We start from the raw sequence: 25,201 nt of genomic DNA on the forward strand, positions 1-25,201 counted from the left end.
GCGCACGCCCATGACTGCTTCGCCTTCTCCCTTGTCGGCAGCCGCGTCCCCTGCGGCCGCCGTCCCTGCCACCGCTTCGGCCGTGGCCGGCATCCGCCTGCAGCGCAACGCCCACGGCCGCCTGGTGCTCACCCAGGCCGGCGGCGCCGAGCACGCCGAAGTGGTGCCGGTGAGGGCCTTTCCCATCGCCGCGCCGGCCGAGGGCATCTCCCTGGTCGGGGCGGACGGCCATGAACTGCAGTGGATCGAGCACCTGGACCACCTGCCTGCTGCCGCCCGGGCGCTGGTCGAGGAAGACCTTCATGCGCGCGAATTCGTGCCGATCCTGGAGAGGCTGGTCAGCGTCTCGGGGTTTTCCACCCCCAGCACCTGGGTGGTGGAGACGGACCGCGGCCCCGCGCAACTGGTGCTCAAGGCCGAGGAGGACATCCGCCGGCTGGGCGGGCGCACCACCTTGCTGATCGCCTCGGCCGACGGCGTGCAGTTCCGCGTGCCCGATGTGACCGCGCTGGACAAACCCTCGCGCCGGCTGCTGGAGCGTTTTCTATAGCACCCCGGCCGCGCCGGGCATGAGTCGGCGCCGGTTGCTACCGCCCTGTTTTGCGGCGTGGCGGGGCACAGGCGTGGCCGAGATGTAGGGGTAAACCCTGATTTTTGCCTTGATCCGTTAAAAAGGCCTTAATTTCCCTCTCTTTTTGCCGTTATGAAATACGACGAGGGATGAATTTCCCTTGCCGCTCCACTTTCACGAACGGACCCCGCCATGCAAATGCCACCTGTTGACCGATCGCCGAGCTGGCGTCCCCAGGGCGCCGATTTGTATTCCACGGGGGCCTCCGGCGCGGTTCCTGTCCGGCCCATCCATGCGGCCAACCCCGTCGAGTCGATGGACCGGCTGGGCGAGGGCGCCATCGTGCGGGAGCCGGACAAGCCGTCCGATCCGGACACACGCAACCGCGACTGGACCGAGGTGAAGAAGAAGGACACGGTCGAAGAGAAACAGGAGCCGCCGCCGGAGCCCATCTACAAGCAGCTGCTCGAGTTCATCCAGTCGATGTGGCGCGCCAGCGGCAGCGCCGTCGAGATGGCGCAGGAACTCAACAAGACCCCGCTGCAGGAGCGCCTGGCCCAGGAGGCCAAGGACGAGCCCCTCACCTATGCCGACCCCAAGGTCAAGCGAACGGGCGGGCTGTAAGGCGGTTTGCTATTCAATCAATAGCAGGATGCCCTAGTACTGATTGTGCTGGAGGCCGTTTTGGCTATAAATTCCCGAGTCCGGTGGCTGGTGCGGTAGCAAACGGCGCCTAGGGCTTGGCCGCGCTGGCCGGGGTTTTTGCTTCTTCGGCCCGGGCGCGGTCGCGTTCGGCCCGGTACTTGGCGGCGAACGCCCGCACTTCCTCGTACGACACGAAACCGTCGTGGTTGGTATCGGCGTCGTCGAACGCGTTGGCCAGGCGTGGGAACAGCGCCACTTCCGAGCGGCTCAGCTTGCCGTCGCCGTTGAAGTCCAGCATCTTGAATTCTTTTTGCGCCTTGATTTCGCCCTTGCTCAGGGGCTCGCTCGCCTTGGCCTGGGGCGCCGCGGCCGGAGGCGTGGCGGCCACGGCGCTGAAGGCCAGGCCGATGGCGAGCAGGGAAAACAGCGCGATGGCACGCAGGGCGGCCGCACCGGGCTGGACCGGCGCCGCGGCGGCGCGGGCGGCATGGACACGGGACGGCAGGGGAGCGGCAGGGGTGTTCATTCGGGGCATGGTGTCACAGATGGTGGGGCCGGCGGCTTTTTGCAATCGGGGGCGGCAGGGTTTCACCGGCGGTTGCAAAGGTTTGCGCTTCTTTGCCTTTCGATGGCGGGGCCGCTGGGCCGACGGCCTTCAACCGGGGTTGGAGATGCCGCTGTTCACGTGGCCCGAGGGCACGTGCCGCGCCGCCGAAGTGACATGGCCGGTCTGGTCGTCGAAGAAGAAATCGGGCTCGAACTCGCGCAGGAACCCGCCCTTGTCCAGCCCACCCAGGAACATGGCCTCGTCCACGGCGATGTTCCAGTTCATGAGCGTCTGGATGGCGCGCTCGTGCGCCGGCGCGCTGCGGGCGGTGACCAGGGCCGTGCGCAGGCGCATGCCCGACGAACTGCCCGCCGCCTGCTGAAGGCGGTGCAGCGCGGCCAGCAGCGGCTTGAAGGGGCCGTCGGGCAGCGGCTGCGCGGCCTTGTCGGTCTCGTGGCGCTGGAAGGCGGCCAGCCCCTGCGCCTGGTACACGCGCTCGGCCTCGTCGGAGAACAGCACGGCGTCGCCGTCGAAGGCGATGCGCACCTCGTGCGGATTGGCGTGGCTGGCCTGCACCGATTCGGTCAGCACGCGCGCGGCCGGGTAGCCCAGTTGCAGGGCCTGGCGCACGTCGGCCTCGTTGGCGGACAGGAACAGGTGCGCGCCCAGCGGCCGCAGGTAGCGGAACGGGTCGCGCCCCTGCGTGAACACGCCGCGCTCCAGCGGCACGTGCGCGGCGCTGGCCGAACGGAAGATGCGCATGCCGCTCACCGGGTCGTTGCGCGACAGCACCACCACCTCCACGCGCTGGTGGCCGGGCTCGTTGAAGGCCAGCAGCTTCTTGACCAGCGAGAACGCCACTCCGGGGCGCGCGGGCGTGTCCAGCCGGTCGAGCTGCAGCTGCATGTAGGTCTGCGGCTGCAGCGGATCGAACAGGCGGTTTTCCTCCTCGAAATCGAACAGCGCGCGCGAGGAGATGGCGACGACGAGCTTGTCGTCCAGGGTCATGGCCATGGAGGGCTCCGGCGGCGGAGGGAAGGCAGGCCGGTCATTATTTGACGAACTGGTTGAGCTGGATGATGGGCATGAGCACGGCCAGCACGATCAGCATGACGATGAGCCCCATGGCGACGATGAGCAGGGGCTCCAGGATGGTGGCCAGCTGCAGCGCCCGGCGCTGCACCTCGGTGGACAGCTGCGTGGCCGCGCGCTGCAGCATCACGGGCAACTGGCCGGTCTGCTCGCCCAGGCGCGCGAACATGGCGACCAGGCCGGGAAAGCGTTTTTTCTGCGCCATGGCCGAGGCCAGCGGTGCGCCCTCGCGCACCAGCACCAGCGCGTCGAGCGCGTCGGCGCGCATGGCGCGGTTGTTCAGCGTCTCGGCGGCGGCCTGCAGCGCCCGCAGGATGGGCACGCCGGCGCCCGCCAGCATGGCCAGCGTGCCGGCGAAGCGCGCCGCGTTGTAGCCGCGCGCCAGCTTGCCCACCAGCGGCAGGGTCAGCCACACGGCATCGAATTTTTCGCGAAAACGCGGCTGCGCCAGGGCATATCTTGCCCCGAATGCTATGAAAATAATAGCGATCAGCGCTGCCCAGCCGTAGTGGCGCACCGCGTCGCTGAGGGCGAGCATGGCCACGGTGAGAAAGGGCAGGGCACGCTTGGTGCCGGCGAACACGGCCGCCACCTGGGGCACGACGTAGCCCACCAGGAACAGCACGATGACGATGGCCACCACGGTGACGATGGCGGGGTAGAGCGCCGCGCCGATCAGCTTGGCCTTGAGCGCCTGCCGGTCCTCCAGGTCGTCCGCCAGGCGCTCCAGCACCAGGCCGAGGTTGCCGCTGTGCTCGCCGGCGCCGATCACGGCGCAGTAGATGGCCGAGAACTCGCGCGGGTGGGCGCCCAGGGCGCGGGCGAAGGTGGAGCCGGCGTTCACCTCGGCGCGCAGGGTGGCCACGAGGTGGCGCTGGCGTTCGTCGTCGGCCTCGTCGGCCAAGGCGGTGAGGGCGCGCTCCAGCGGCAGGCCCGAGGCGACCAGCCCGGCGAGCTGGCGGGTCCAGATCGAGAGCGGCGTGGCGCCGAACACGGGCCGCGTGAAGAGCCGCTGGCCGAAGGTGGCCGCGCTCCCGCCGGTGGGGCCCTGGCCCGCCGCGAGCGCCTCCACGGCCATGGGCACGAGCGCCTGGGCGCGCAGCAGGCTGCGGGCGGCCTTGGCGGTGTCGGCTTCGATGGTGCCTTTGCGGGTCTGGCCCTGCGCGTCGAGGGCTTCAAAGGAAAAGGCGGGCATGCGGTTCAGTCGGGGTCGGCGAGGGGGATGGGCAACGGGGCGGTGCGTGATGGTAGCCGCTGCCGGTGGCAGGCCGGTGTCGCGCGGCGATGGCGGGCCGGCATGCGCCTGCCGCCCCGGCGCTGTCCGTCGCGCGCGGCGCCGTGCCGGCCGCTCACTCCGCCCGGTTGGCAGCGGCCACGATGTCCAGCGACCGCAGGCGCAGCGCCGGGTCGTACACGTCGCTCACCAGCATGAACTCGTCGGCGCGGGTTTCCTCGGCCAGTTCGCGCAGGCCGGCGCGCACCGTGTCCGGCCCGCCGATCACGCCCGCGGCCAGGAAGTCGCCGATGGCGGCGCGCTCCTGGGGCGACAGCCGCGCCGCGAAGTCCTCCACGGGCGGCTGCAACTGCAGGCGGTTGCCCGTCAGGATGCCCAGCACCCGCTGGTAGGTGCTGCTGGCGAGGTATTCGGCCTCGGCGTCGGTCGGGGCGGCGATCACCGGCACGCCGACCACCACGTAGGGCGCGGCCAAGGTGGGCGAGGGGCGGAACAGGCGCCGGTACAGATCGATCGCCTGGTGCAGCATGCGCGGCGCGAAGTGCGAGGCGAAGGCGTAGGGCAGGCCGCGCTCGGCCGCGAGCTGGGCCGAGAACAGGCTGGAGCCCAGCAGCCAGATGGGCACTTCGGTGCCGGCGCCGGGCGTGGCCACGAGGCGCTGGCCGGCCTGCACGGGCCCCAGCAGGCGCTGCAGCTCGGCCACGTCGCGCGGAAAGTCCTGCTCGGTCTCCACGCGGTCGCGGCGCAGGGCGCGCATGGTGGGGCCGTCGGTGCCGGGCGCGCGGCCCAGGCCCAGGTCGATGCGGCCGGGGTACAGCTCGGCCAGCGTGCCGAAGGCCTCGGCCACCACCAGCGGCGCATGGTTGGGCAGCATGATGCCGCCCGAGCCGACGCGGATGCGCTGCGTGGCGCCGGCGATGTGGCCGACCAGCACGGCCGTGGCCGAGCTGGCGATGCCGGGCATGTTGTGGTGTTCGGCCAGCCAGTAGCGCGAAAAGCCCAGCGATTCGGCACGCTGGGCGGTGCGCACGGCGATCTGCAGGGCCTCGGCCACCGTGCCGCCTTCGCGAACGGCCACCAGATCGAGCATGGAAAGAGCGGGAAATCGTTGCGTGGGGCGTTGCGTAGAGGTCATGCAAACGATTGTGGGGCGCCGGCCAAACCTGTGCTCGCCCGCGGCCATCGGTTCGGTGCTAGGCGCGCCGTGCGGGGCGCTGCGAATGCCGGGTTTGGCGATGGCTGAGCCAGCGTCGATAATCCCAGGCTATGACGGCGGCGCCGTCCCTGTCCCCCGCACCGCCGCAGCCCGCGGCGGTGCCGAGCGGGGCACGCACGAAGACCAAGAAGCCCATGGGATTTTTCAGCCGTTTGTTCACGCCGCGGGCGGATGGCAGGGCCGTGGAAGACGACTGGACCTCGCTGCCCGACAGCAACGCCAGCGAACTGGTGGTGATGGGGGAGGAGGCCGCCAAGCTGCTGGCCGAGATCGACATCGACGCCGCCATCGCCAGCCACGAGCGCTGGCTGCCTTGGCTGGGGCAGGTGCTGCAGGGCGCGCGCGACGAGCGGCTGCGGCCCGAGGTGATCCAGGACGACGGCTGCTCGGAACTGGGCCAGTGGCTGCAGGGGGCCGGGCGCATCGCGCTGGGCCACTTTCCGGCCTTCGACATGATGGCGCGGCGCCACCGCCATTTCCACCAGCAGGCGGCGGACCTGGTGCGGCATGCCGAGGCGGGCGACATGGCGCTGGCGCAGCAGGCGTTCAAGGGTTGCCAGCACGCGTCCAAGCAGGTGGTGCTGCTGCTCAAGGAACTCAAGCGCGGGCTGGGGCGCTGAAGCGGAGCGGCCGGGCGACAGGCACGGCCGCCTCCGGACTCCGACCTGCCCTGGCCGCCGATGGAGATTCGGGTCGAACAGGCCGCCAGTGCAATCAGTACCAGGGCATCGTGCTATTAAAATAATAGCGATCGATGCCTCGCGCCGTGGCTGCTCTCTGGCGTGCCTGCCCGCTCAATCCCGCGTGACGCGCAGCACTTCCTCGGGGCTGGTGATGCCGGCGCGCACCAGGCGATCGCCGTCGTCGCGCATCAGCGTCATGCCGCCGGCCAGGGCCGTGGCGCGCAGGTCGGCCTCGGAGGACTGGTTGTGGATCTGCGCGCGCAGCGTGTCGTCCACCACCAGCATCTCGAACACGCCCGTGCGGCCGCGGTAGCCGCTGGGGTCGGACGGATCGAGCTTGCGCACCAGGCGCTGGGCCAGCACGCCGAGCAGCGAGCTGGACAGCAGGAAGGGCTCCACGCCCATGTCGGTCAGCCGCGTGACGGCGCTGGCGGCGTCGTTGGTGTGCAGCGTGGCCAGCACCAGGTGGCCGGTGAGCGAGGCCTGGATGGCGATCTGCGCGGTTTCGAAATCGCGGATTTCGCCGATCATGATCACGTCCGGGTCCTGGCGCAGGATGGCGCGCAGGGCCTTGGCGAAGGTGAGGTCGATCTTGGCATTCACCTGCGTCTGGCCCACGCCCGGCAGCTCGTATTCGATGGGGTCTTCCACCGTCATGATGTTGCTGCTGGCCGCGTCCAGGCGGCCGAGCGCGGCATACAGTGTGGTGGTCTTGCCCGAGCCCGTGGGCCCGGTCACCAGGATGATGCCGTGCGGCTGGTGAATCAGGTTGTCGAAGCGGCGCAGGATGTTGCCCTGCATGCCCACGGCCTCCAGGCTCAGCTTGCTCTCGCTCTTGTCCAGGAGGCGCAGCACGGCGCGTTCGCCATGGGCGCTGGGCAGGGTGGACACGCGCACGTCGATGGCGCGGGTGCCCAGGCGCAGGCTGATGCGGCCGTCCTGCGGCAGGCGCTTTTCCGAGATGTCCAGGTCGGCCATGATCTTCAGGCGCGAGATCAGCGCGGCGTGCAGCGCGCGGTTGGGCTGCACCACCTCGCGCAGGGTGCCGTCCACGCGAAAACGCACGCTGGAGTGGCGCTCGTAGGGCTCGATGTGAATGTCGCTCGCGCCGTCGCGCGCGGCCTGCGTGAGCAGCGCGTTCAGCATGCGGATGATGGGTGCGTCGCCGGCCGATTCCAGCAGGTCTTCGACCGCCGGCAGCTCCTGCATCATGCGCGAGAGGTCGGCGTCGGATTCGACCTCGCTCACCACCGTGGCCGCGCTCGACTCACCCTGCGAATAGGCCGCGCTGATGCGCTGCGCCAGCCCGTGGGCGTCCAGCGGCATGAGTTCGCGCACGGCGTACTTGCGCAGCACCTCCGACAGGGCGCCGGCATCGGGCGCGGGGCCGTGCCACAGCACGGTGGTCTGGCCGTCGTCCTCGAGCAGCAGCTGGGCGGTGCGCGCGAAGGCGTAGGGAAGCGGGTGGCGCATGGGCTTACTGGGGGCTGAGCTTTTCCGGGGGCGCGGTGTACTCGGACGGCGTGGGCACCGGCCGCGGGATGGCGCGCTGCTCGGGCAGGAGCGGTGCGAGCGGCGCGGTGCGGGTCGGCGCCTGCGGCACCTCCGGGGCGGCGGGCAGGGGTGGCAGCACGGGGGCGTCCGAGACGCTGCGCATCACGGTGCTGGGCGCGGGCTGGGTGGTCTGCTGCAGCGCGCGGATGGCTTCGTAGCGGTCGGTCATCACCGCGTCGCTGGTGGCCGCGTCGCGGATCACGAGCGGGCGCAGGAACACCATCAGGTTGGTCTTCTTGCGCGAGCGGTTCTCGTTGCGGAACAGGCCACCCACCAGGGGCAGGTCGCCCATCACCGGCACCTTGTCCTGGCCGAGCGCGTAGCGGTCTTCCAGCAGGCCGCCCAGCACGATCACGCTGCCGTCGTTCACCAGCACGGTGGATTCGATCGACCGCTTGCTGGTCGTGGGGCCGTTGGCGGAGGTGAGCGTGGCTGAGTCCACCTGCGAGACTTCCTGGTACAGCGTGAGCTTGACCTGGCCGTTCTCGTTGATCTGCGGGCGCACGCGCAGCATCAGGCCCACGTCCTTGCGCTCGACGGTGGTGAACGGGTTGACGGTGCTGCTGCCGGTGCTGTTGGCGTAGGAGCCGGTCACGAACGGCACGTTGTTGCCGATGATGATCTGGGCCTCTTCGTTGTCCAGCGTCATCAGGTTCGGGGTGGAGAGCACGTTGGCATCGCCCGTGTTCTCCAGGAAGTTCGCCAGCGCGCCCAGGTAGTAGTTGCCGTTGATGCGCGGCGCGACGGCCACGTTCAGGCCGTTGCCCAGGCTGCTGCCGCTGGAGGTGAGCGCCGAGGCGATGCTGGTCGAGTTGCCGCTGGCCGCCGCCAGGGCGAGGTTGATGATGTTGGAGCCGCCGCCCTGCGTGGAGTTGGTGCCGATCACGCCCACCGTGCCGCTGCCCGTGTTGCCCACCACGCTCTGCCACTGGATGCCGAACTCGGCCACCTTGTTGGCGGCGACTTCGACGATCAGGCTTTCCACCAGCACCTGGGCACGCCGACCGTCGAGCTGGTCGATCACCGCGCGCAGCTGCCGGTACTGCGGCTCGGGCGCCGAGATGATGAGTGAGTTGGTCGTCGGGTCGGCCTGGATCTGCCCGCCGGTGGAAGGCTGGTTGCTGTTGGACGAATTCCCCATGCTGCTGGCGTTGCTGCCCAGCCCGCCGCCGCTGCTGTTGCTCCCGCCGAACGTGGAGTTGTTGTTCATGGAGCTGCTGCCCCCGGTCTGCGACATGCCGCCCGTCAGCCCGGTCGAGCCCAGGCCTGAGCCGGTGGGCGCGCTGGAGGTGGTGCCCGAGCCCGAAGACCCGCTGCCCGTGGCCGCCGACAGCGCCGCGCGCAGCGTGGCCGCAAGCTTGGTGGCGTCGGCGTTCTTGAGGTACACCACATGGATGTTGCCGCCCGCGGCGCTGCTGCCGGGCGTGGCGGGCTGGTCGAGCTTTTGCACCAGCGACCGCACGAGCGCCAGGCGCGCCGGGTTGGCCGCGCGCAGGATGAGCGAGTTGCTGCGCGGCTCGGCCAGCAGCGTGGTGCGGAACGACGTGTCCGACTGCCCCTGGGCCACGGCCGGCACGGCCCCGGCGGCGGTGCCGCTGCCCTCCAGCAGGCGCGACACCAGCGGTGCCAGTTCGGTGGCCAGCGCGTTCTGCAGCGGGATCACCTCCACGTCGCTGGCGTTGGAGACATCCATGGCCGCCACGATGCGCGCCAGGCGCTGCAGGTTGTCGGCGTAATCGGTGATCACCAGCGAGTTGTTGCCGGGGTTCACGTTGATCGTGTTGTTGGGGCTGATGAGCGGGCGCAGCACCGGCACCAGGTTGGCCGCGTTCTCGAAGTTGAGCTTGAAGATCTGCGTGACGATCTGCCCGCCGCCGCGCGTGCCGCCGAGGCCGCTTTCCGACACGTTCACGCTGCCGGCCTGCAGCTTGGCATCGGCCTCGGGCACGACCTTGTACAGGCCCGCGGCCTCCACCACCGTGAAGCCCTGCAGCCGCAGCGCGGCCAGGAACTGCTGGAAGGCGGCCGCGGGCGTCACCGCGCGTTCGGTCACCAGGGTGAGCTGGCCCTTCACGCGCGGGTCCACCACCACGTTGCGGCCGGTGATGGTGGCCATGGTGCGTGCCACGGCCTCGATCTCGGCGTTGGCGAAGTTCAGCGTGACCGGCTCGCCGGCGCGCACGCTGCTGGTGCCGGTGCCCACGGCCGTCTGGGCCTGGAGCGTGCCGCCCGCGCAGGCCAGCAGGGCCCCTGCGGCCAGGGAGTGGAGCGCGAACCGCAGGCGTTGCGAAGTCAAGGAAGTCATAGGGTCAACCCACGGTGATGATGGAGCGCGCGCCGGTGCGCCGCCCGATGATATTGAGGAGATTGGCCAGCGCGCCCTCGCGCTCGGGCGCCGCGGTGGCCTCGCCGGTGAAGCGCAGGCGCTGGCCCACCCACTGGCCGCTGCCGGACAGGCGCAGCGCGCCGTCGAGCGTGGACAGCGCCAGGGTGGGCGCCTGCCCGCCCTGCAGCACCAGCCGGTAGCTGCCCATGGGGCGCAGCGTGGACAGGCGCGAGGACATGTCCAGCGCATCGACCTGCGCCTGCCCGTCCACCACGAGGCGGCCGGCGGACCAGTCGAACGAAAGGCTCTGCGTGCCCAGGGCCAGCTGGCCCTGCGGCTGCAGCGTGTTCCAGGGCGTGCCCAGGCCGGCGAGCACGGCGGCCGGCCACTGGCTGCGGCCGTCGGCCACGGTCACGCGGGCACCGCCCCAGTGCGGGCGCAGCCGCAGCTGCACCGGCTGGGGCGTGCAGCAATCGGCCCGCAGTTCGGCGCGGGCGCCGTCCCACGCCGGGCGCAGGCGCCACTGCAGGCGGCCGGGCAGGGCGGCCTGGTCCTGGCTGCCGCGGCCGCCGGTGAGCACCATCTGGGCCGAGCCGGTCCACACCGTGCCGCGCGCCTGCGCCAGCCGCACCTGCCCGCCGCTGGCCTGCTCCACGGCGCTGGCCAGCCACTGCGCGGGAGCGAAGACCAGCAGCGCCGGCAACGCGCCCAGCAGCACGCCGGCCAGCGCCCAGCCGCGCGGCGAGCGCGGCACGGCGGAGCCGGCGAACGGAGGGCGGGGGGCGGTGCTGCGGGACACGGTGGCGTTCAAGAAGGGGGCTCGGGGAAGGGGTGGGCGAAAGGAGGGATGGCAAGGACCAGCGGATCAGCCCGGCGGCAGCGCCAGCACCAGCGTGCCGTCCCAGCGCGGCATGTCGGGCGCCGCAGGCTGGTTGGACAGGGCCGCGGGCGGCTTGCCGGCCGGCGTGGGGCCGACCACGGCCGCGCTGCTGCGCGCCAGGCGCGCTTCAATGGGCACGGTGCGGGCATTGCTGCGCGCCTGCGAAAGCCACAGGGCCAGCGCATCGGCGGGTGCCCCTTTGAGCGTGACAGTGGCGCGGTCGCCCAGCACCGCCATCTGCGCGGTGGTGCCCAGGCGCTGTGTGAGCGAGCTGCGCAGCACCTGGGCGGTGTCGCCCAGCGGCGCACGCGGCGCGCTCTGCAACTGCAGGGCCTCGGCCTGCAGCGACTGCATGTGCTGCAGCTGCGCATCCAGTTCGGCATGGCGGGCGGGCGCGCTGCGCAGGGTCTGCAGTGCGGGCGCGACCGCCACCCACCACAGCAGCGCGGCGGCGACCAGGCCGCCGGCGGCCAGCACCAGCGATTGCTCGCGCGGGGCCAGAGCCTTCCAGCGCGCCTTGAGGGGCGCGACGGCGCTGGAGGGCGAAGAGGGCGCGGCGGTTACGGGGCGCTTCATGGCTGGCCTCCGGTGCGCAGCAGCCACTGGCCGTCCTGCATGCGGGAAGAATATCCAGCGGCGGACAGCCGCTGATTGGCGCTGGCCAGTGCCTCGGCGGGCAGTTCGAGCCCGCGCAGGCGCAGGTCGCCCGCGCTGTAGTCGAGCGCGGTGGGCAACTGGCCCGGCGGCAGCGCGGCGCCCGCGGCGGCCAGCATGGGTTCGAGGTCGCGCGGCGAGACGCTGCCGGCGGCCTGGCGCAACTGGGCGAGTTCGCGCTCCATCTGCACGGGCGCATCGACCACCACCTTCACCTGGGGAAAGGTCTGCGTGAGTGCGGCGCGCACGCCGGCCTGCTTGGCCTCCAGCGCCTGGCGTTCCTGCCAGGCCCAGGCGTTGAGGCCCACGAGCTGCGTGGCCACCAGCAGCCCGAGGGCCCAGCGCGCGGCGCGCCATTGCGGGGCGCGCGCGAAGGTGCCGAGCGTGGTGCCGGCCTTGCGCAGCGCGCGGGTGCGGCCGCTGCTGGCCAGGTCGAACTGCGCCAGGTCCCAGTCGCCGCGGGCGGCGTCCAGGGCGCGCTGGCTGGCGGTGTAGAGCGCTGCGGGGCGGCCCAGCATCTGCTCGGCCAGCGCGGCCACGGCGGGTTCGGCGCGCACGGCGGGGGGCTGTCCCCCCGCATCCGCACCGGCCATCGCACCCGTGAGCTGCAGGGCCATGGGCGACAGCGGCAGCACCGCCACGGCCTGATCGGGGCCCTGCGCGGTGGCCACCAGATGGGCGTCTTCGGGCGTGCCCAGGGCGAAGTGGTCGGGCGCTCCGCTGGCGGTGGGGCCGGGCGCGAACTCGGGCACCACCCGCTGCACCGGGCGGCCGGCCGCCTCCAGGGCCTGCAGCGCGGCGCGCAGCCAGGCCCGGTCGCACACCGCGACCCAGGCGGGCGCGCCGGGGCGGGCGCCGGGCTCCAGCGCGAAATGCAGCGCGGCGGGATCGTCCAGCAGGCGCTCTTCGAGCAGCCCTTCGAGCACGGCGCGCAGGCGCGGCGCCTGCGTGCCGGCACCGGGCGGCAGGGTGACGCGCTGCCACGACAGGGCGCGGGCCGGCACCACGGCCACCACCTCGCCGGCGCGGCCCGGGTCGGGCAGCAGCGCGGCGGGCGCGTTCGCGTGTCGTGTGGCGGTGTGGCCGTCGGTGGTCAGCGTGTAGCCGTACTCGGTGGCCGACCCCGGGTGGCCCGGGGGCAAGGAAAGGATGAGGGTGCTCATGGATGGGTTTCGCGGGCCATTTTAGGGGCGTGGCATGACGGATCGCGCGGCCGGGGTCAGCGGGTGGCCGCGGCGGCGTCGTTGCGCGCGAAGACCCCGCGTTCACGCCACAGCGTACGGGCTTCGCGGCCGGCCTTGTAGACCAGGGAGCGTTCCTGCACCACGGTGCTTCCCAGCCGCAGCCGGCCAAGCACTTCGTAGTACGACGAGGAGACGGTGTGCGTGGTGGTGTCCATCTGCGCCGAGCCGCTCAGCAGCTTGCGCGCGTCTTCCTCGTTGCGAAAGTGCCGGGCCTCGCGCGCCTGCACCAGTTGCTGCGCGCCGGCCATGTCCAGCCCCTCGATGCTGGCCTGCAGCACCTGGGCGCTGGCCGTGTTCAGGTTCACCCGCGTGCTGCGCGGCAGCACGGTGGCGTAGGGCTCCAGCGCCGCGATGGTGGCGGCGTCCACGCCCAGCCAGGACAGCTGCGACAGGGTGCGCGGCATCAGGGGCGCGTTGCCCGCATCGCCGCCCGTGGCCTTGGCCTGGCGCAACCCGTCGGCCAGCAGGTTCAGCTGCTGGCGCGGCAGGCCGAGCTGCTCGAAAAGGCGGGTGAACTGGCGCAGGGGGATCTCCTGCACCGCATTGCCGTCCACCAGGTTGAAGAGGTTCAGGCGCGACTGCAGGTCGATGATCCGGCCGGACAGGAAGGCATCGGCCGTGTCGGTGCTCGCATCCTCGGGCTGGCTCACGTTGCGGTCCGCCGCGAGGAAGGTGGACAGGCGCGCTTCTTCCAGCGGCACCGCCCAGGGCTCGGCCAGGTGGTCGGTGCCGTCGCTGTCGCGCGCGGCGGCGTCCTCGCGCAGGATGAGCCGCGACCAGTCGAGCGCGCCGGCCAGGATCCAGGCCGACTGCGCGCGTGCGCGCTCGGCGGTCTCCACCTCGACCGCGCGCCACTGCTGCCACATGGCTGCGGCCGCGAACGTGGCCACCAGCGTCACCGTGAGCATGGCGGCCAGCAGCGCCGCGCCGCGTGCGGCGGGGCGGCGGGGGGGCGTGCGGCGGGCGCGGGTCATGTCTTGCCTCCACCGTTCACCGGGTTGACCCAGTCGCGGGTGAGCGTGCCCGCCAGCGCGCGGCCGGGTGGCAGCGTCAACTGCAGGCGCACGCCTTCGGGGATGTTGGTGGCGGCCGTCGGGCCCTGCGATTGCGGCAGGTTGGCGGTCGTCTCGCTGCTGGACAGGGCGTTGTACCAGGCGCCGTCGCGGTAGTAATAGATCTGCCAGTTCACCAGCGGCATGAGCACGGTCTCGGCGCGCCGCTCGGCCTCGCCCGGCGTGCGGGCCCACTGCGCCGCGCGCTGCCAGGCCTCGCGCCATTGCGCCCGCGTGCGCACCGGCGGCGACTGCCAGCGCAGCCACTGGTCGATGCCGTTCACGTTGCGCCGGGTCCAGGCCACGACCACCGGGCCTTCGTCGGGCTCGGCGCTGCTGCGGCGCGTCATGCGCAGCACCTGGCCATCCCAGTCGAGCGGCTCGGTCTGGTCGATGGCCTGCAGCGCATCCAGGTCGGTGCCCCACTGGGCGAGCGCCGCCTGGATGACGAGCAGGCCGTCGGCCCGCTCCCGCGTCTGCTCCTGCGCGCGCACCATGCCGTCGAGCCCGCGCCAGCTCATGATCGCCAGGATCGCCATGATGGCGATGGCCACGAGCAGCTCGATCAGCGTGAAGCCGCGCGAAAGCCGGTTCGGGCGGCGCATGTCAGTACCTCCCCACGATGGTGGGCAGGCGCAGCACGGAGTTCTGCCCGTCGGACACCTGGGCATCGACCCGGCGGAACTGGGGGTTGGGCGTGGGCCGCACGACCAGCGTGACGTCGTAGCGGCGCCCGGCCTGCTCGCAGGCCAGCGTGCTGTCGCCGATGGCCGGCATCTGGCGCGACAGGCGCACCTTCACGAGTTCGTTCTCGGCGCACAGGTGGGCGAGCAGCACGTCGGTCTGCCGCGCGGCATTGCGCGTCAGGGCCGACGTGGCCTGCAGCCCCGCCATGAGCGCGATCGCCACGATGGCCAGCGCCACCATCACCTCGACCAGCGTGAAGCCGCGCTCGCGCGGCCGGCGCGGCCCGCCGGGGCGGCCGGTCATGGCGCGGGCTCCACGGCGAAGGGCCGCAGCCCGTCGGTGACCACGCGCACCGCGCGCCCCGGGTGGCCCTGGTTGGCCAGCACGACCTGCTGCGGGCCGATGAGCGGCTCCGGCCCGAGCTGCAGCAGGCCCGGCCCCAGCACCTGCGTGCCAGGGTCCAGCCAGGCGCCGGCCGACGGATTGCCCGGCAGCCCTTCGAAGCGAAAGCCGCCCGCGAACGCGCGCCAGCGCACGGTGGCGCCGGACGCCCGCGATTGAGCGCGTGCCGCCTCCAGCAGCGCCGAGAGCCGTTCGCCCTCGCGGTCCAGAAGCGTCTGACCGTTGTCGCGCAGCGCAAAGCCTACGCCGGCCGTGGCCAGCGCGATGATCGAAACCACCACCAGCAGCTCGAACAGGGTGAAGCCCCGGGCGCGGCGGAAAGGATTCGGGGTCACAGGACGTCGATCGCCACAGGGGCGGGGGACGGCGCGTTCATGCGGGCGGCGGCCGCAAGCCGGGGCCCCGTGGCGCAGCCGTCACTGCCAGCTGCCGATGTCCGCATCCTTGCCCTCGCCGCCGGACTGGCCATCGGCCCCGAACGACATCACATCGACCTCGCCCTTGATGCCGGGGCTGAGGTACTGGTAGGGGCGGCCCCAGGGGTCGTTGGGCAGCTTCTCGAGGTAGGGGCGCCAGTTGCCGGGCGCGGGGCCCGAGGTGGGCTTGGCAATGAGCGCCTGCAGGCCCTGCTCGGCCGTGGGATAGCGCTGGTTGTCCAGCCGGTACAGCTTCAGGGCCTGCACGATGTTGGTGATGTCGGTGCGTGCCGCCGTGCTGCGGGCGTCGTCGGCGCGGTCGAGCACGTTGGGCACGATCAGCGCGGCGAGCACGCCGATGATCACCAGCACCACCATCAGTTCGATCAGGGTGAAACCGGCCGCCAGGCGGCGGCGTGCGGTGCGGGCAAGGGAGAAAGCGTGTGAATTCACTGAGGGGCGACTCGGATAGGGCAGATGCGGTCAATCATAATCGTGCGATGGTGACAAACACATACGGCAGGTGGGGCGTGCGCCTGGGCACGATGGCCCTGTGGGCATTGGCGGGCGCCAGCGTGGTCTATTGGGGCCTGCGCCTCTCTGCCCGGCCGGCGGGCCCGGGCGTGGCGGCGGCAGCGCCCGCGCCCCTGGCCCCCGATGCCCAGGCCCTGGCGCGGCTGCTCGGGGCAGGGCCCGCCGCGCCGTCCGCGCCGGCGGTGCGCGAACCCAGCCGGTTCGCGCTGGTGGGCGTGCTGGCGGGCACGTCCAGCGGTGGCGGCGCGGCCTTGATCGCCGTGGACAACCAGCCGGCCAAGCCGTTTCGCGTCGGGGCCACGGTGGCCGAAGGGCTGGTGCTCCAGGCCCTGGGCCGCCGCCAAGCGCGGCTGGGGCCGTCGCACGACGGCGCGGCCACGGTCACGTTGGAAATTCCGGACAAGCGGTAGCGGTTCGGGGGCCGCACGCGGGGTGTGCGGCACAAAGAAAGACACCTGTTTCAGGTGGGGCGAAAGCCGCTGTTTCCGAAGCGGTCAGCGCGTTGGCCCGTCCAGCGGCACCGTGGTCCATTCCCCATAGGCCGGTGCGGCCACCGGCCATTCGTCGGCCCGCGGCAGGCGCCCGGGCCGGGCCTGCAGCCACTGCACGCAGCGCGCCACCCCCGCATGCGTGATCCACAGCACATCGCCACCCCGGTCTTTGGACAACTGGCGTGCCTCGGACAATGCCGCATCCACGCGCAGCAGCATCGCGGCCAGGCTGTCGCCGCCGCTGGCGCGGGGGGCGCCGAAATTTGCTGTCCACGCATCGATGTCGGCCCGGGCAATGGTGTCCCAGGCGCGTCCTTCCCAGGTGCCGAAATCCATCTCGGCGAGGCGGGCGTCGGGCTCGCTGGCCGAATCGGCCTTTAGCGCCATCAGGGCATGCGCAAGCTGCTCACATCTTTGTAGCGGCGAGTGGCGCATGTCCGCGAGCGTGCCGGGCAGCGCGTGGGCCAGCCGGCGGGCGGCATCGGCCGTCGCGGCAGGGTCGGCGGGCACGTCGAGCGCGCCGTAGCACACGCCCGGCGCCACGAGCGGCAGCGCATGCCGCACCAGCCACAGGCGCCGCTGCGTCACCGCAGGCCAAGCCCCAGCGCGACGGCGGTGGCCAGGTAGATGGCAATTTCGCCGATCTGCTGCGTGGCCCCCAGGCAGTCGCCCGTGAAGCCGCCCAGCCGCCGCGCGAACCAGCGGCGCATGCCCAGCGCGGCCAGGGCGCTGGCCGCGAGGGACGCTATCCATACCGCAATGCCCAGCGCATAGCCCATCAGCGCCAGAGACCCGATCGACCACAAAAGCGCGGTGGCCAGCGAGCGCCCGCTGATCTGGTCCGCCAGCGGCTTGCTCTTGGAGGTGGCCGTGTCGCCCACATGGGCCAGGGTGCGCACCAGCACCAGGGGCCAAAAGCGCGACAGCACATGGGCTGCGGCCAGCGCCGGCAGCACCACGCCCAGGCCGCCGGCGCCCAGCAGCGCCAGCAAGGCCAGCTTGGCGGCCAGCGCCAGCACCAGCGACATGGCCCCGAAGGCGCCGATGCGCGAATCCTTCATGATCTCCAGCGCCCGCTCGCGCTGCAGGCTGCCGCCCAGGCCATCGGCCACGTCGGCCAGGCCGTCTTCGTGGAACCCCCCCGTGACCAGCACGGTGGCCACGGTGCTGAACACCGCACACACCCAGGGCGCGGCGGGCTGGGGGCCCAGCGCCCACGCGAGCGCGGCATGCACCGCCACCGCGACCGCCGCCACCAGCCAGCCCACGCCCGGCAGGTGTCCGGCGCTCGCGCGCAGCAGGGCAGGGCTGTAGCCCACCCAGGCCGCGGTCCGGCCGGTGACGGGAATCCGGGTGAAGAACTGCACGGCCAGCAGATAGTGGCGAAGCGCCTGCATGCTGTTTGCTATCAAATAAATAGCTATATGCCCTAGTACTAATTGTGCTGGAGGCCGTTTTGGTACCAAGCCTTCGGACTAGGCGCGCCCGGCCTGCAGGAACAACTGGTAAGCCGGGTTCAGCGTTTCTTCCACATAGGGATAGCCCAGCGTGGCCAGGAAAGCGTCGAACGCCGCCGCATCGCCCGGCGGCACCTGCATGCCCACCAGAATGCGCCCGTAGTCGGCGCCCTGGTTGCGGTAGTGGAACAGGCTGATGTTCCAGCTCGGCTGCATCAGGCTCAGGAACTTGAACAGCGCCCCCGGCCGCTCGGGGAAGACGAAGCGCAGCAGCCGCTCCTCCTGCGCGAGCGACGAGCGGCCGCCCACCAGGTGGCGCAGGTGCTCCTTGGCCAGTTCGTCGTGCGTGAGGTCGAGCGCCTCGAACCCGTGGCGCTGGAAGTTGCGGGCGATCTTTTCCGACTCGCCCTTGCCGTGCGTGGTCAGGCCCACGAACACGTGGGCGCGCGTGGCGTCGCTGATGCGGTAGTTGAACTCGGTCACGTTGCGCGGGCCGCCGGGCAGTTTCCCCACCACCTCGCAGAACCGCTTGAAGCTGCCGCGCTCTTCCGGAATGGTGACCGCCAGCAGGGCTTCGCGTTCCTCGCCCACCTCGGCGCGCTCGGCCACGAAGCGCAGGCGGTCGAAATTCATGTTGGCGCCGCACAGGATGGCCGCGTAGGTCTCGCCCCGCGTCTTGTGCGTATCCACGTACTGCTTGATGGCGGCCACGGCCAGGGCGCCGGCCGGCTCCACGATGCTGCGCGTGTCCACGAAGATGTCCTTGATCGCGGCGCACACGGCGTCGGTGTCCACGGTCATGAATTCGTCCACCAGGCCCTGGGCCACGCGGAAGGTCTCCTCGCCCACCAGCTTGACGGCCGTGCCGTCGGAGAACAGGCCCACGTCGGCCAGTGTGACCCGGCTGCCGGACGCCACGGATTGCGCCATGGCGTCGGAATCGTTCATCTGCACGCCGATCACGCGGATCTCGGGGCGCACCGCCTTGATGTAGTTGGCCACGCCGCTCACCAGCCCGCCCCCGCCGATGGCGACGAACACGGCATCAAGCCGGTTGCTGCCCAGGCTCTGCAGCTGGCGCAGGATTTCCATGGCGATCGTGCCTTGGCCGGCGATCACGTCGGGATCGTCGAAGGGATGTACGAAGGTCAGGCCCTGGGCCGCCTGCAACTGGGCCGCGTGCTCGTAGGCGTCGGAATAGCTGTCGCCGTGCAGCACGACCTCGCCGCCCAGCGTCCGGACGGCATCCACCTTGAGCTGGGGCGTGGTCGTCGGCATGACGACGACGGCGCGGGTCCCCAGCTTGTGCGCGCTCATCGCCACGCCTTGGGCATGGTTGCCAGCCGAGGCGCAGATCACGCCCTTTTGCAACTGCTCGGGCGACAGGTGCGCCATCTTGTTATAGGCGCCCCGCAGCTTGAAGCTGAACACCGGCTGCTGGTCCTCGCGCTTGAGCAGCACCTGGTTGTGGAGCCGGCGGCTCAGCGCCTTGGCGGGCTCCAGGGCCGATTCGACCGCCACGTCGTAGACGCGGGCCGTGAGGATCTTCTTCAGGTAGTCCAGGGGCGTGAGGTGCTGGGTCATGTCGTGCGGATCGTTGCCGCGCCGGTCGCGGGCAGGGCCGCCATCATAGGCGGTGGCCCGACGCTGCTGCCGTCGTGCGCTGGGCAAAAAAAACGGCCCCGGACTGTGAAGTCCGGGGCCGAATCCATCCTTTGAGGAGATGGAGGAGACAATCGGTGCGAACAAGCCGTTTGGGCTTGCTGTCCACCCTTTCGGGCAACGCATGGTGCGAAGTGTAGCCCAAACCATGCTGCGTTGCAGCAAAATTGACGGACCATCTGGGGATGGAAATGCCGTTTTCGCTTTTTTTGATGGAGAAAAACAACATGGAATGCACAGTCACCTGGACGGGCGCCACGGGCACCCGGTCCGGTATGGGATTCATCGCCGAAACCGGCAGCGGCCATGTCCTGGCCATGGACGGCGCGCCCGATGCCGCCAACCCCGCCAACGGGGGGCAGAACCTGGCGCCGCGCCCCATGGAGACAGTCCTGGCCGGCACGGGGGGATGCACGGCCTACGACGTTGTTCTGATTCTCAAGCGCGGCCGGCACGACGTGCGCGGCTGCAGCGTCAAGCTCACCTCCGAACGCGCGCCGGTCGATCCCAAGGTGTTCACCCGCATCCACATGCAATTCACCGTGACGGGCAAGGCGCTGCCTGCTTCGGCGGTCGAGCGTGCGATCGCCATGAGCCACGAAAAATACTGTTCCGCCAGCATCATGCTGGGCAAGATGGCAGAGATCACTACGGGCTTCGACATCGTCGAGGGGTGATCGGCCTGGCGGCGCTCCAACGGCCGCCGCTCCGGGGGCCTTTGCTCAGATGCGGTGCGCCACCGTGGTCATGCACTTGGCGGCAGCCTTCATCAGCAGGCGCACGGGGGCCGGCAACACCTGGCCACCCGCCGCCAGGGCACCGCTCGCGTGCCGCTCTTCATCGCTCTTCATGCGTGCCACGACCGAGCGGGACGCCAGGTCCTGCGCCGGCAAGCGCTCCAGATGGCTTTGCAGGTGCTGCGCCACCTGTCGCTCGGTTTCCACAACGAACCCCAGGCTCACCCGGTCGCTGACCTGGGCCGCGGTCCAGCCGATGGCGAACGCCCCGGCGAACCAGAGCGGATTGAGCAGGCTGGGCCGGTCGCCCAGGGCGTCGAGCCGCTCGCGCGTCCAGGCGAGGTGATCCGTTTCCTCTCGCGCCGCCTCCAGCAGGTGGGCGCGCAGGTTCGCATCGCGCGTCACAGCGGCCTGGCCGGTGTAGAGTGCCTGGGCGCAGACTTCGCCCACGTGGTTCACCCGCATGAGCGCGCCTGCCAGGCGTTTTTCCGCGGGTGAGAGATTGCCTTCAGAATGGGCGCGGGCCGGTGACGGCTCCCCGGCTCGGGGCTTGGCGAAGAGGGTGCGCAGTGCGGTATCGACCGCCGTCAGAAGTGGATCCATGGAAAAATCGGGTGGAGTTCGAAAGCGCTACAGAATTTTCGAATGGATACAAAAATGCGAGCATCCTTTGCCCGCTGGGCGCCGCAATAAGTCAGTTCCGTGACGCCCCAAGGGTTGTTGCAACACAGCAACGATTTGGGCCTTTCGGTGCAATTGTGAGGGAATTCCTTTGCGAAACGGACGTGGCTCTGTTGCAATAAGGACAACTTCCCCACCAGGAGGTTGGCCCGGGGATCCGGCGGACTGCGCTTGTGCATCTCAGCCCCCCGAACCGGCGCCCTCGTTTAACCTTGGAGTAACTCGCAATGAAAAAATCCCTGATTGCCCTGGCTGTGCTGGCTGCTTCCGGCGCTGCAATGGCTCAATCTTCCGTCACGATGTTCGGTATCGTTGATGCAGGCGTTGGCCGCATCTCCGCCGACAATTCCGTGACCGGCGTGTACAACAGCGGCAATGCAACCAGCCGTCTGGGTTTCCGCGGCGTTGAAGACCTCGGTGGCGGTCTGAAGGCTGGTTTCTGGCTCGAAGGCGCTATCCAGAACGACACCGGCACTGGTGCTGGCGGCGGCGCTACGGGTCCTGGCTTCGAATTCAAGCGCCGTTCCACGGTGAGCCTGATGGGCAACTTCGGTGAAGTTCGTCTGGGTCGTGAACTGACGGCTGGCTACGACAAGCCCAGCTCGTACGATCCGTTCGGCCAAGTCGGTGTGGGTAACTTCCTGGGCTTCGGCATCGGCGGTCAACCTTTCCGTATCGGCAACGGCGTGAGCTACCGTACCCCTGGCAACCTGGGTGGCTTCTTCGGTACCGTGCACTACGCTTTCGGCGAAACGCCTTCCAACGCTGCCTATGACAAGGCTGGCAACTACCTCGGCCTGGCCGGCGGCTACGAAAACGGTCCTCTGAGCGTGACGCTGGCAGCTGACAAGCTGCGCGGCGCTACGGCTCCCCAAGACGTGACCACGTACTCCATCGCTGGTTCGTACGACCTGGGCGTCGTGAAGCCAATCTTCATCTGGCACCAAGAAAAGAACAACGCTGCTGTGCAAACGAAGTACAGCACGTACCTGATCGGCTTGACCGCTCCTGTCGGTCCTGGCACGGTGAAGGCTTCGTTCGCGAACCTGGACCTGAAGAACAGCAGCGCCGATTCCCGCGTGCTGGCTCTGGGCTACGTGTATGACCTGTCCAAGCGCACCGCTGTGTACGGCACGATCGCTCACATGCAAAACAAGGGCGGCGCAACGCGCGTTCTGGCCAGCAACGGCCTGACCGGCGCTACCGCTCTGCCTGGCGAGAACGTCAACGGCTACCAAGTTGGTATCCGTCACTCCTTCTAATAGGGCGCTGACGCAAGTCAGCAGTTCTTAGGAAGAAAAAAGCCGCCGACCTTCGGGTCGGCGGCTTTTTGCATTGGTGTCCCCTGTGTCGCGTATGTAACAAAAAACTAGGGAAAACGCCTGTGGGTATGCTGCCATACGGTCTGTTCTGCAAAAACCGGGATTTCTAAAATGAATTTCCCTTATTCCAAGCAGAAAGAGACAACACATGCGTACTTCGTTTGTGACAAAAACCATCGCTGCCGCGGCGCTGGGTGTGGCCTCGCCATTGCTTTTCGCCCAGGCCAATACCAGTAGCGTGCAGCTGTACGGTATTGTGGATATGGCATATCGCCACACGAACAACGAAGGCCCGGCCGGCAGTCCCGGGGGCTCGCTGAACCAGATGGTGGGCGGCGGCATGTCGCAAAGCCGTTGGGGCATCAATGTGACCGAGGATCTGGGCGGTGGCCTGAAGGCCTTGGTCAATCTGGAAAACCGATTCGGGGCAGACACGGGAACCCCGGCGACGCCCTATTTCCAGCAGTCCTGGGTGGGCGTGCAGGGAGGCTTCGGACGGCTGACCATGGGCCGCCAGTACAACATCCTGTTCGACCTGGTCACGAGCACCTACGCCTCCTATCCCTATTCCCCCTACATGGACGTGTACAAGCCGGAAATCGGCTTCGCACTGGGCGCGCGGGCCGACAACATGCTCAAGTACATGGCCGAGGTCGGTCCGTGGCGGGGCGCATTGCAGTATTCGTTCGATGAGAAGAGTCCCACCGGCGGCAAGACGGCCGGGGGCTATCTGCGCTATGCAGCGGGCGGCCTGGCCGCTGGCCTGGGTTACCAGAACTACGAGTTCGCCTCGGGCAAGAAGGTCGATGCCTGGACGGTCGGTGGCTCCTACCGCATGGGCGATTGGTACTTCAATGCGGGCTACGGCCAGAACAAGGTGGATGACGGTCTCACAGCGGTCGACCGGGCCGTGCTGGGCGCCATGTGGCAGGGCACGATCAACGGCGGCTTCGGCGGGCCGGCCTTCCTGGCTGCCAACAAGCGCACCATCTACAAAGTCGGTGCGGGTTATCAGATCACGCCCCAGTTGAACATCGGCGCGCACTACTTCCGTGCCGACCAGAAGGGCAACACGGCGGCCGCCAAGGGCAAGGCGGACTTCTTCACGATGGCCTTCGACTACGCGTTCTCCAAGCGCACGGACGCGTACCTCGAACTCGACCACACCAAGCTCAAGGGCGACCAGATCAGCCTGAGCAACGCGGCGGGCCAGGTCAATGGCGCCAAGAGCCGCACGGGCTACACGATCGGCCTGCGTCACCGCTTCTGACGTGCCCTGGCTGCGCCCCGGGGCGCTGCCGATCATCGATGCGAACGTCAGCCTCTTCGAAAGAGGCTGTCTGCACTGATTGCACACGAAGGGCCGGGTGGCCCGCCAGCGCCGATCCGCGCAGGGCGGGGACTGGCACCTTCCTTGCATGGGTTTCCCGCTCATGCCAGATCCTGGGCCGGCCAGACCCCGGCTTCCAGCGACCTTCCGCATTCCTCACAAAGGAAGCGGCATGTTCCACGCTTTATCCAAGAGGGTTCCATGAAGCTCATCACTGCCATTGTTTCGGGCGCTGCCGCCTGTGCGATCCTCGCGTCGCCCCTGGCCCACTCCAAGACGTTCAAATGGGCCAGCCAAGGCGAAATCTCCACCTGGGACATCCACTCGCAGAACAATGCCCTGCAGAACGGGCTGCACGCGAACGTGTACGAAACGCTGACGTACTACAACAGCCGCACCTTCGAGATCGAACCCGTGCTGGCGACTGCGTGGCGCGAGGTGAGCCCCACGCAGGTGCGCTTCACGCTGCGGCAGGGCGTCAAGTTCCATGACGGCTCGGCGTTCACGGCCGACGATGCGGTGTATTCGCTCTCCCGAGCCATGGCCAAGACCTCCAACTACACGCCGTTCGTGCAAGGTTTCGACCGGATCGTGAAGGTCGATGCCCAGACGTTCGACATCTTCCTCAAGTCGCCCAATCCCGTGCTGCTGCGCCAGTTGACCGAGCTGCGCATCATGAGCAAGGCCTGGGCCGAGAAGAACAAGTCCGTGGAACCCAAGGACATCAAGGGCACCGACGAGAACTTCGCGCACCGCAATGCCATGGGCACGGGACCCTACACCCTCGAATCCTGGCAGCCGGACGTGCGCATGGTGTTCAAGCGCAACCCGAACTGGTGGGGCACGATGGAAGGCAACGTGACGGAGATCGTCTACACGCCCATCAAATCCGCGTCCACGCGCGTGGCGGCCCTGCTCTCCGGCGAGGTGGACATGGTGCTCGATCCCTCGCCGCAGGACCTGGCACGGCTGCGCTCCGGCGCCGACCTGAAGGTGGTCGATGGCGTGGAGAACCGCACCATTTTTCTGGGCATGGACCAGTTCCGCGATGAGTTGGTGGGCTCCAGCGTGAAGGGCAAGAACCCGTTCAAGGACGTGCGCGTGCGCCGTGCGCTCTACCAGGCCGTCGATGTGAACACGCTCACCCGCAGCATCATGCGCGGCCTGGGCAAACCGACCGGTACGCTGGTGGCGCCCCAGGTCGCGGGATGGACCGAAGCGGTAGGCAAGCGCATGCCCTATGACGTCGATGCCGCGAAGAAGCTCATGGCGGACGCCGGCTACGCCGATGGCTTCGAGGTGGACTTCGCCTGCCCCAACAACCGCTACATCAACGACGAGGCCATCTGCCAGGCCGTGACGGCCATGTGGGCGCGCATCGGCGTGAAAGCCAAGCTGCGCACGCTGCCGCAGGTGACGTATTTTCCGATGATCCAGCGCAGCGAAGCCAGCATCTACATGCTCGGCTGGGGCGTGCCGACGTTCGACGCGCTCTACAGCCTGCAGTCGCTGGTGCGCACCGTCGGCACGGGCGGCGACGGCAACTACAACGTGGGCCGCTACAGCAACGAGCGCATGGACTACCTCGTGGACCGCATCAAGGCGGAGACGGATGCACCGGTGCGTTCGCGCATGCTGACCGAGGCGCTGCAGCTGTCCAACGACACGGTTTCGCACATTCCGCTGTACGACCAGGTCATTCCCTGGGCGATGAAAAAGACGGTGGACGTGGTCCACCGGGCCGACAACCGCGTGGACATGCGCACGGTCAAGATCAATTGATG

The 25,201-nt window shown here is 69.5% G+C and carries 26 protein-coding genes; 8 read left to right on the forward strand and 18 right to left on the reverse strand.

Annotation, left to right across the window (positions count from 1 at the left end):
* Window positions 1-10: 10 nt before the first annotated feature.
* Window positions 11-550: a cyanophycin metabolism-associated DUF1854 family protein gene (locus tag AVKW3434_RS05405; RefSeq protein WP_284405036.1), complete on the forward strand. Its 540-nt coding sequence runs from the start codon at window positions 11-13 to the stop codon at window positions 548-550.
* Window positions 551-763: 213 nt separating this feature from the next.
* Window positions 764-1,195 carry a hypothetical protein gene (locus AVKW3434_RS05410; protein WP_284396393.1) on the forward strand — a complete coding sequence of 144 codons (432 nt, stop codon included), beginning with the start codon at window positions 764-766 and terminating at the stop codon, window positions 1,193-1,195.
* A 109-nt stretch (window positions 1,196-1,304) separates the two neighbouring features.
* Here the strand turns inward: AVKW3434_RS05410 and AVKW3434_RS05415 are convergent, their stop codons facing one another.
* The 4 genes from AVKW3434_RS05415 to AVKW3434_RS05430 all read right to left on the reverse strand — a co-directional run bounded on the left by AVKW3434_RS05415 (window position 1,305) and on the right by AVKW3434_RS05430 (window position 5,224).
* Complete coding sequence (locus tag AVKW3434_RS05415) at window positions 1,305-1,742, reverse strand: EF-hand domain-containing protein (protein ID WP_284405037.1); 438 nt, start codon at window positions 1,740-1,742, stop codon at window positions 1,305-1,307.
* A 129-nt stretch (window positions 1,743-1,871) separates the two neighbouring features.
* Window positions 1,872-2,777: a 5'-nucleotidase gene (locus AVKW3434_RS05420; RefSeq protein WP_272551189.1), complete on the reverse strand. Its 906-nt coding sequence runs from the start codon at window positions 2,775-2,777 to the stop codon at window positions 1,872-1,874.
* Between the two features lie 37 nt (window positions 2,778-2,814).
* Window positions 2,815-4,050, reverse strand: a complete 1,236-nt coding sequence (gspF, locus tag AVKW3434_RS05425) for a type II secretion system inner membrane protein GspF (protein WP_284405038.1) — start codon at window positions 4,048-4,050, stop codon at window positions 2,815-2,817.
* Window positions 4,051-4,204: 154 nt separating this feature from the next.
* Window positions 4,205-5,224 (reverse strand): LLM class flavin-dependent oxidoreductase, encoded by a 1,020-nt coding sequence (locus tag AVKW3434_RS05430; RefSeq protein ID WP_284405039.1) that lies wholly within the window; start codon window positions 5,222-5,224, stop codon window positions 4,205-4,207.
* 215 nt (window positions 5,225-5,439) lie between these two features.
* On the opposite strand from AVKW3434_RS05430, the gene AVKW3434_RS05435 reads away from it, so the two are divergent.
* The gene (locus AVKW3434_RS05435; protein WP_284405040.1) at window positions 5,440-5,925 is read left to right on the forward strand and encodes a CZB domain-containing protein; all 486 of its coding nucleotides are present in this window, start codon (window positions 5,440-5,442) and stop codon (window positions 5,923-5,925) included.
* A 174-nt stretch (window positions 5,926-6,099) separates the two neighbouring features.
* Here the strand turns inward: AVKW3434_RS05435 and AVKW3434_RS05440 are convergent, their stop codons facing one another.
* From AVKW3434_RS05440 to gspG, 10 genes are all read right to left on the reverse strand, one after another.
* Window positions 6,100-7,461 carry a GspE/PulE family protein gene (locus tag AVKW3434_RS05440; RefSeq protein WP_284405041.1) on the reverse strand — a complete coding sequence of 454 codons (1,362 nt, stop codon included), beginning with the start codon at window positions 7,459-7,461 and terminating at the stop codon, window positions 6,100-6,102.
* 4 nt (window positions 7,462-7,465) lie between these two features.
* A complete protein-coding gene (gspD, locus tag AVKW3434_RS05445) occupies window positions 7,466-9,847 on the reverse strand; it encodes a type II secretion system secretin GspD (protein ID WP_284405042.1) in 2,382 nt (793 codons plus the stop codon).
* A 4-nt stretch (window positions 9,848-9,851) separates the two neighbouring features.
* On the reverse strand, window positions 9,852-10,679 hold the full coding sequence (gene gspN, locus AVKW3434_RS05450) for a type II secretion system protein N (protein ID WP_284396420.1): 828 nt from the start codon (window positions 10,677-10,679) through the stop codon (window positions 9,852-9,854).
* A gap of 54 nt (window positions 10,680-10,733) precedes the next feature.
* Window positions 10,734-11,324 carry a type II secretion system protein M gene (locus tag AVKW3434_RS05455; RefSeq protein ID WP_284405043.1) on the reverse strand — a complete coding sequence of 197 codons (591 nt, stop codon included), beginning with the start codon at window positions 11,322-11,324 and terminating at the stop codon, window positions 10,734-10,736.
* A complete protein-coding gene (gspL, locus tag AVKW3434_RS05460; protein ID WP_284405044.1) occupies window positions 11,321-12,565 on the reverse strand; it encodes a type II secretion system protein GspL in 1,245 nt (414 codons plus the stop codon). The genes AVKW3434_RS05455 and gspL overlap by 4 nt, the downstream gene beginning before the upstream one ends.
* A gap of 56 nt (window positions 12,566-12,621) precedes the next feature.
* Complete coding sequence (gspK, locus tag AVKW3434_RS05465; RefSeq protein WP_284405045.1) at window positions 12,622-13,620, reverse strand: type II secretion system minor pseudopilin GspK; 999 nt, start codon at window positions 13,618-13,620, stop codon at window positions 12,622-12,624.
* Window positions 13,617-14,303: a PulJ/GspJ family protein gene (locus AVKW3434_RS05470; RefSeq protein ID WP_284405046.1), complete on the reverse strand. Its 687-nt coding sequence runs from the start codon at window positions 14,301-14,303 to the stop codon at window positions 13,617-13,619. The genes gspK and AVKW3434_RS05470 overlap by 4 nt, the downstream gene beginning before the upstream one ends.
* 1 nt (window position 14,304) lies before the next feature.
* On the reverse strand, window positions 14,305-14,688 hold the full coding sequence (gspI, locus tag AVKW3434_RS05475) for a type II secretion system minor pseudopilin GspI (protein WP_284405047.1): 384 nt from the start codon (window positions 14,686-14,688) through the stop codon (window positions 14,305-14,307).
* Window positions 14,685-15,122 (reverse strand): prepilin-type N-terminal cleavage/methylation domain-containing protein, encoded by a 438-nt coding sequence (locus AVKW3434_RS05480; RefSeq protein ID WP_284396432.1) that lies wholly within the window; start codon window positions 15,120-15,122, stop codon window positions 14,685-14,687. The genes gspI and AVKW3434_RS05480 overlap by 4 nt, the downstream gene beginning before the upstream one ends.
* A gap of 81 nt (window positions 15,123-15,203) precedes the next feature.
* Window positions 15,204-15,656, reverse strand: coding sequence for a type II secretion system major pseudopilin GspG (gene gspG / locus AVKW3434_RS05485; RefSeq protein ID WP_284396434.1), 453 nt, complete (start codon window positions 15,654-15,656; stop codon window positions 15,204-15,206).
* Between the two features lie 47 nt (window positions 15,657-15,703).
* Between gspG and AVKW3434_RS05490 the strand changes: the two genes are divergently transcribed.
* Window positions 15,704-16,147 (forward strand): general secretion pathway protein C, encoded by a 444-nt coding sequence (locus AVKW3434_RS05490; RefSeq protein ID WP_284396437.1) that lies wholly within the window; start codon window positions 15,704-15,706, stop codon window positions 16,145-16,147.
* Between the two features lie 84 nt (window positions 16,148-16,231).
* On the opposite strand, the gene AVKW3434_RS05495 is transcribed toward AVKW3434_RS05490, so the two are convergent.
* The 3 genes from AVKW3434_RS05495 to ilvA form a co-directional block, all read right to left on the reverse strand.
* Window positions 16,232-16,816: a histidine phosphatase family protein gene (locus tag AVKW3434_RS05495; protein WP_284405048.1), complete on the reverse strand. Its 585-nt coding sequence runs from the start codon at window positions 16,814-16,816 to the stop codon at window positions 16,232-16,234.
* Entirely contained in the window at window positions 16,813-17,625 is an 813-nt protein-coding gene (locus tag AVKW3434_RS05500) for an adenosylcobinamide-GDP ribazoletransferase (RefSeq protein WP_284405049.1), read from the reverse strand. Before AVKW3434_RS05500 ends, AVKW3434_RS05495 begins: the two co-directional genes overlap by 4 nt.
* A 78-nt stretch (window positions 17,626-17,703) precedes the next feature.
* Window positions 17,704-19,269 carry a threonine ammonia-lyase, biosynthetic gene (ilvA, locus tag AVKW3434_RS05505; protein ID WP_284405050.1) on the reverse strand — a complete coding sequence of 522 codons (1,566 nt, stop codon included), beginning with the start codon at window positions 19,267-19,269 and terminating at the stop codon, window positions 17,704-17,706.
* 305 nt (window positions 19,270-19,574) lie between these two features.
* Between ilvA and AVKW3434_RS05510 the strand changes: the two genes are divergently transcribed.
* Window positions 19,575-20,024, forward strand: a complete 450-nt coding sequence (locus AVKW3434_RS05510) for an OsmC family protein (protein WP_284405051.1) — start codon at window positions 19,575-19,577, stop codon at window positions 20,022-20,024.
* A gap of 45 nt (window positions 20,025-20,069) precedes the next feature.
* Here AVKW3434_RS05510 and coq7 read toward each other — a convergent pair whose 3' ends face one another.
* Window positions 20,070-20,687, reverse strand: a complete 618-nt coding sequence (gene coq7 / locus AVKW3434_RS05515) for a 2-polyprenyl-3-methyl-6-methoxy-1,4-benzoquinone monooxygenase (RefSeq protein WP_272567453.1) — start codon at window positions 20,685-20,687, stop codon at window positions 20,070-20,072.
* Window positions 20,688-20,992: 305 nt separating this feature from the next.
* Here coq7 and AVKW3434_RS05520 point away from each other — a divergent pair, with 305 nt between their 5' ends.
* The 3 genes from AVKW3434_RS05520 (at window position 20,993) to AVKW3434_RS05530 (ending at window position 25,199) form a co-directional block, all read left to right on the forward strand.
* Entirely contained in the window at window positions 20,993-22,027 is a 1,035-nt protein-coding gene (locus AVKW3434_RS05520; protein WP_284396449.1) for a porin, read from the forward strand.
* 208 nt (window positions 22,028-22,235) lie between these two features.
* Complete coding sequence (locus AVKW3434_RS05525) at window positions 22,236-23,357, forward strand: porin (protein WP_284405052.1); 1,122 nt, start codon at window positions 22,236-22,238, stop codon at window positions 23,355-23,357.
* A gap of 261 nt (window positions 23,358-23,618) precedes the next feature.
* Entirely contained in the window at window positions 23,619-25,199 is a 1,581-nt protein-coding gene (locus AVKW3434_RS05530) for an ABC transporter substrate-binding protein (protein WP_284405053.1), read from the forward strand.
* The last annotated feature ends 2 nt before the right edge of the window (window positions 25,200-25,201 follow it).

The sequence above is a fragment of the Acidovorax sp. SUPP3434 genome (assembly GCF_030159015.1).
Classification (GTDB): Bacteria; Pseudomonadota; Gammaproteobacteria; order Burkholderiales; family Burkholderiaceae_C; genus Paracidovorax.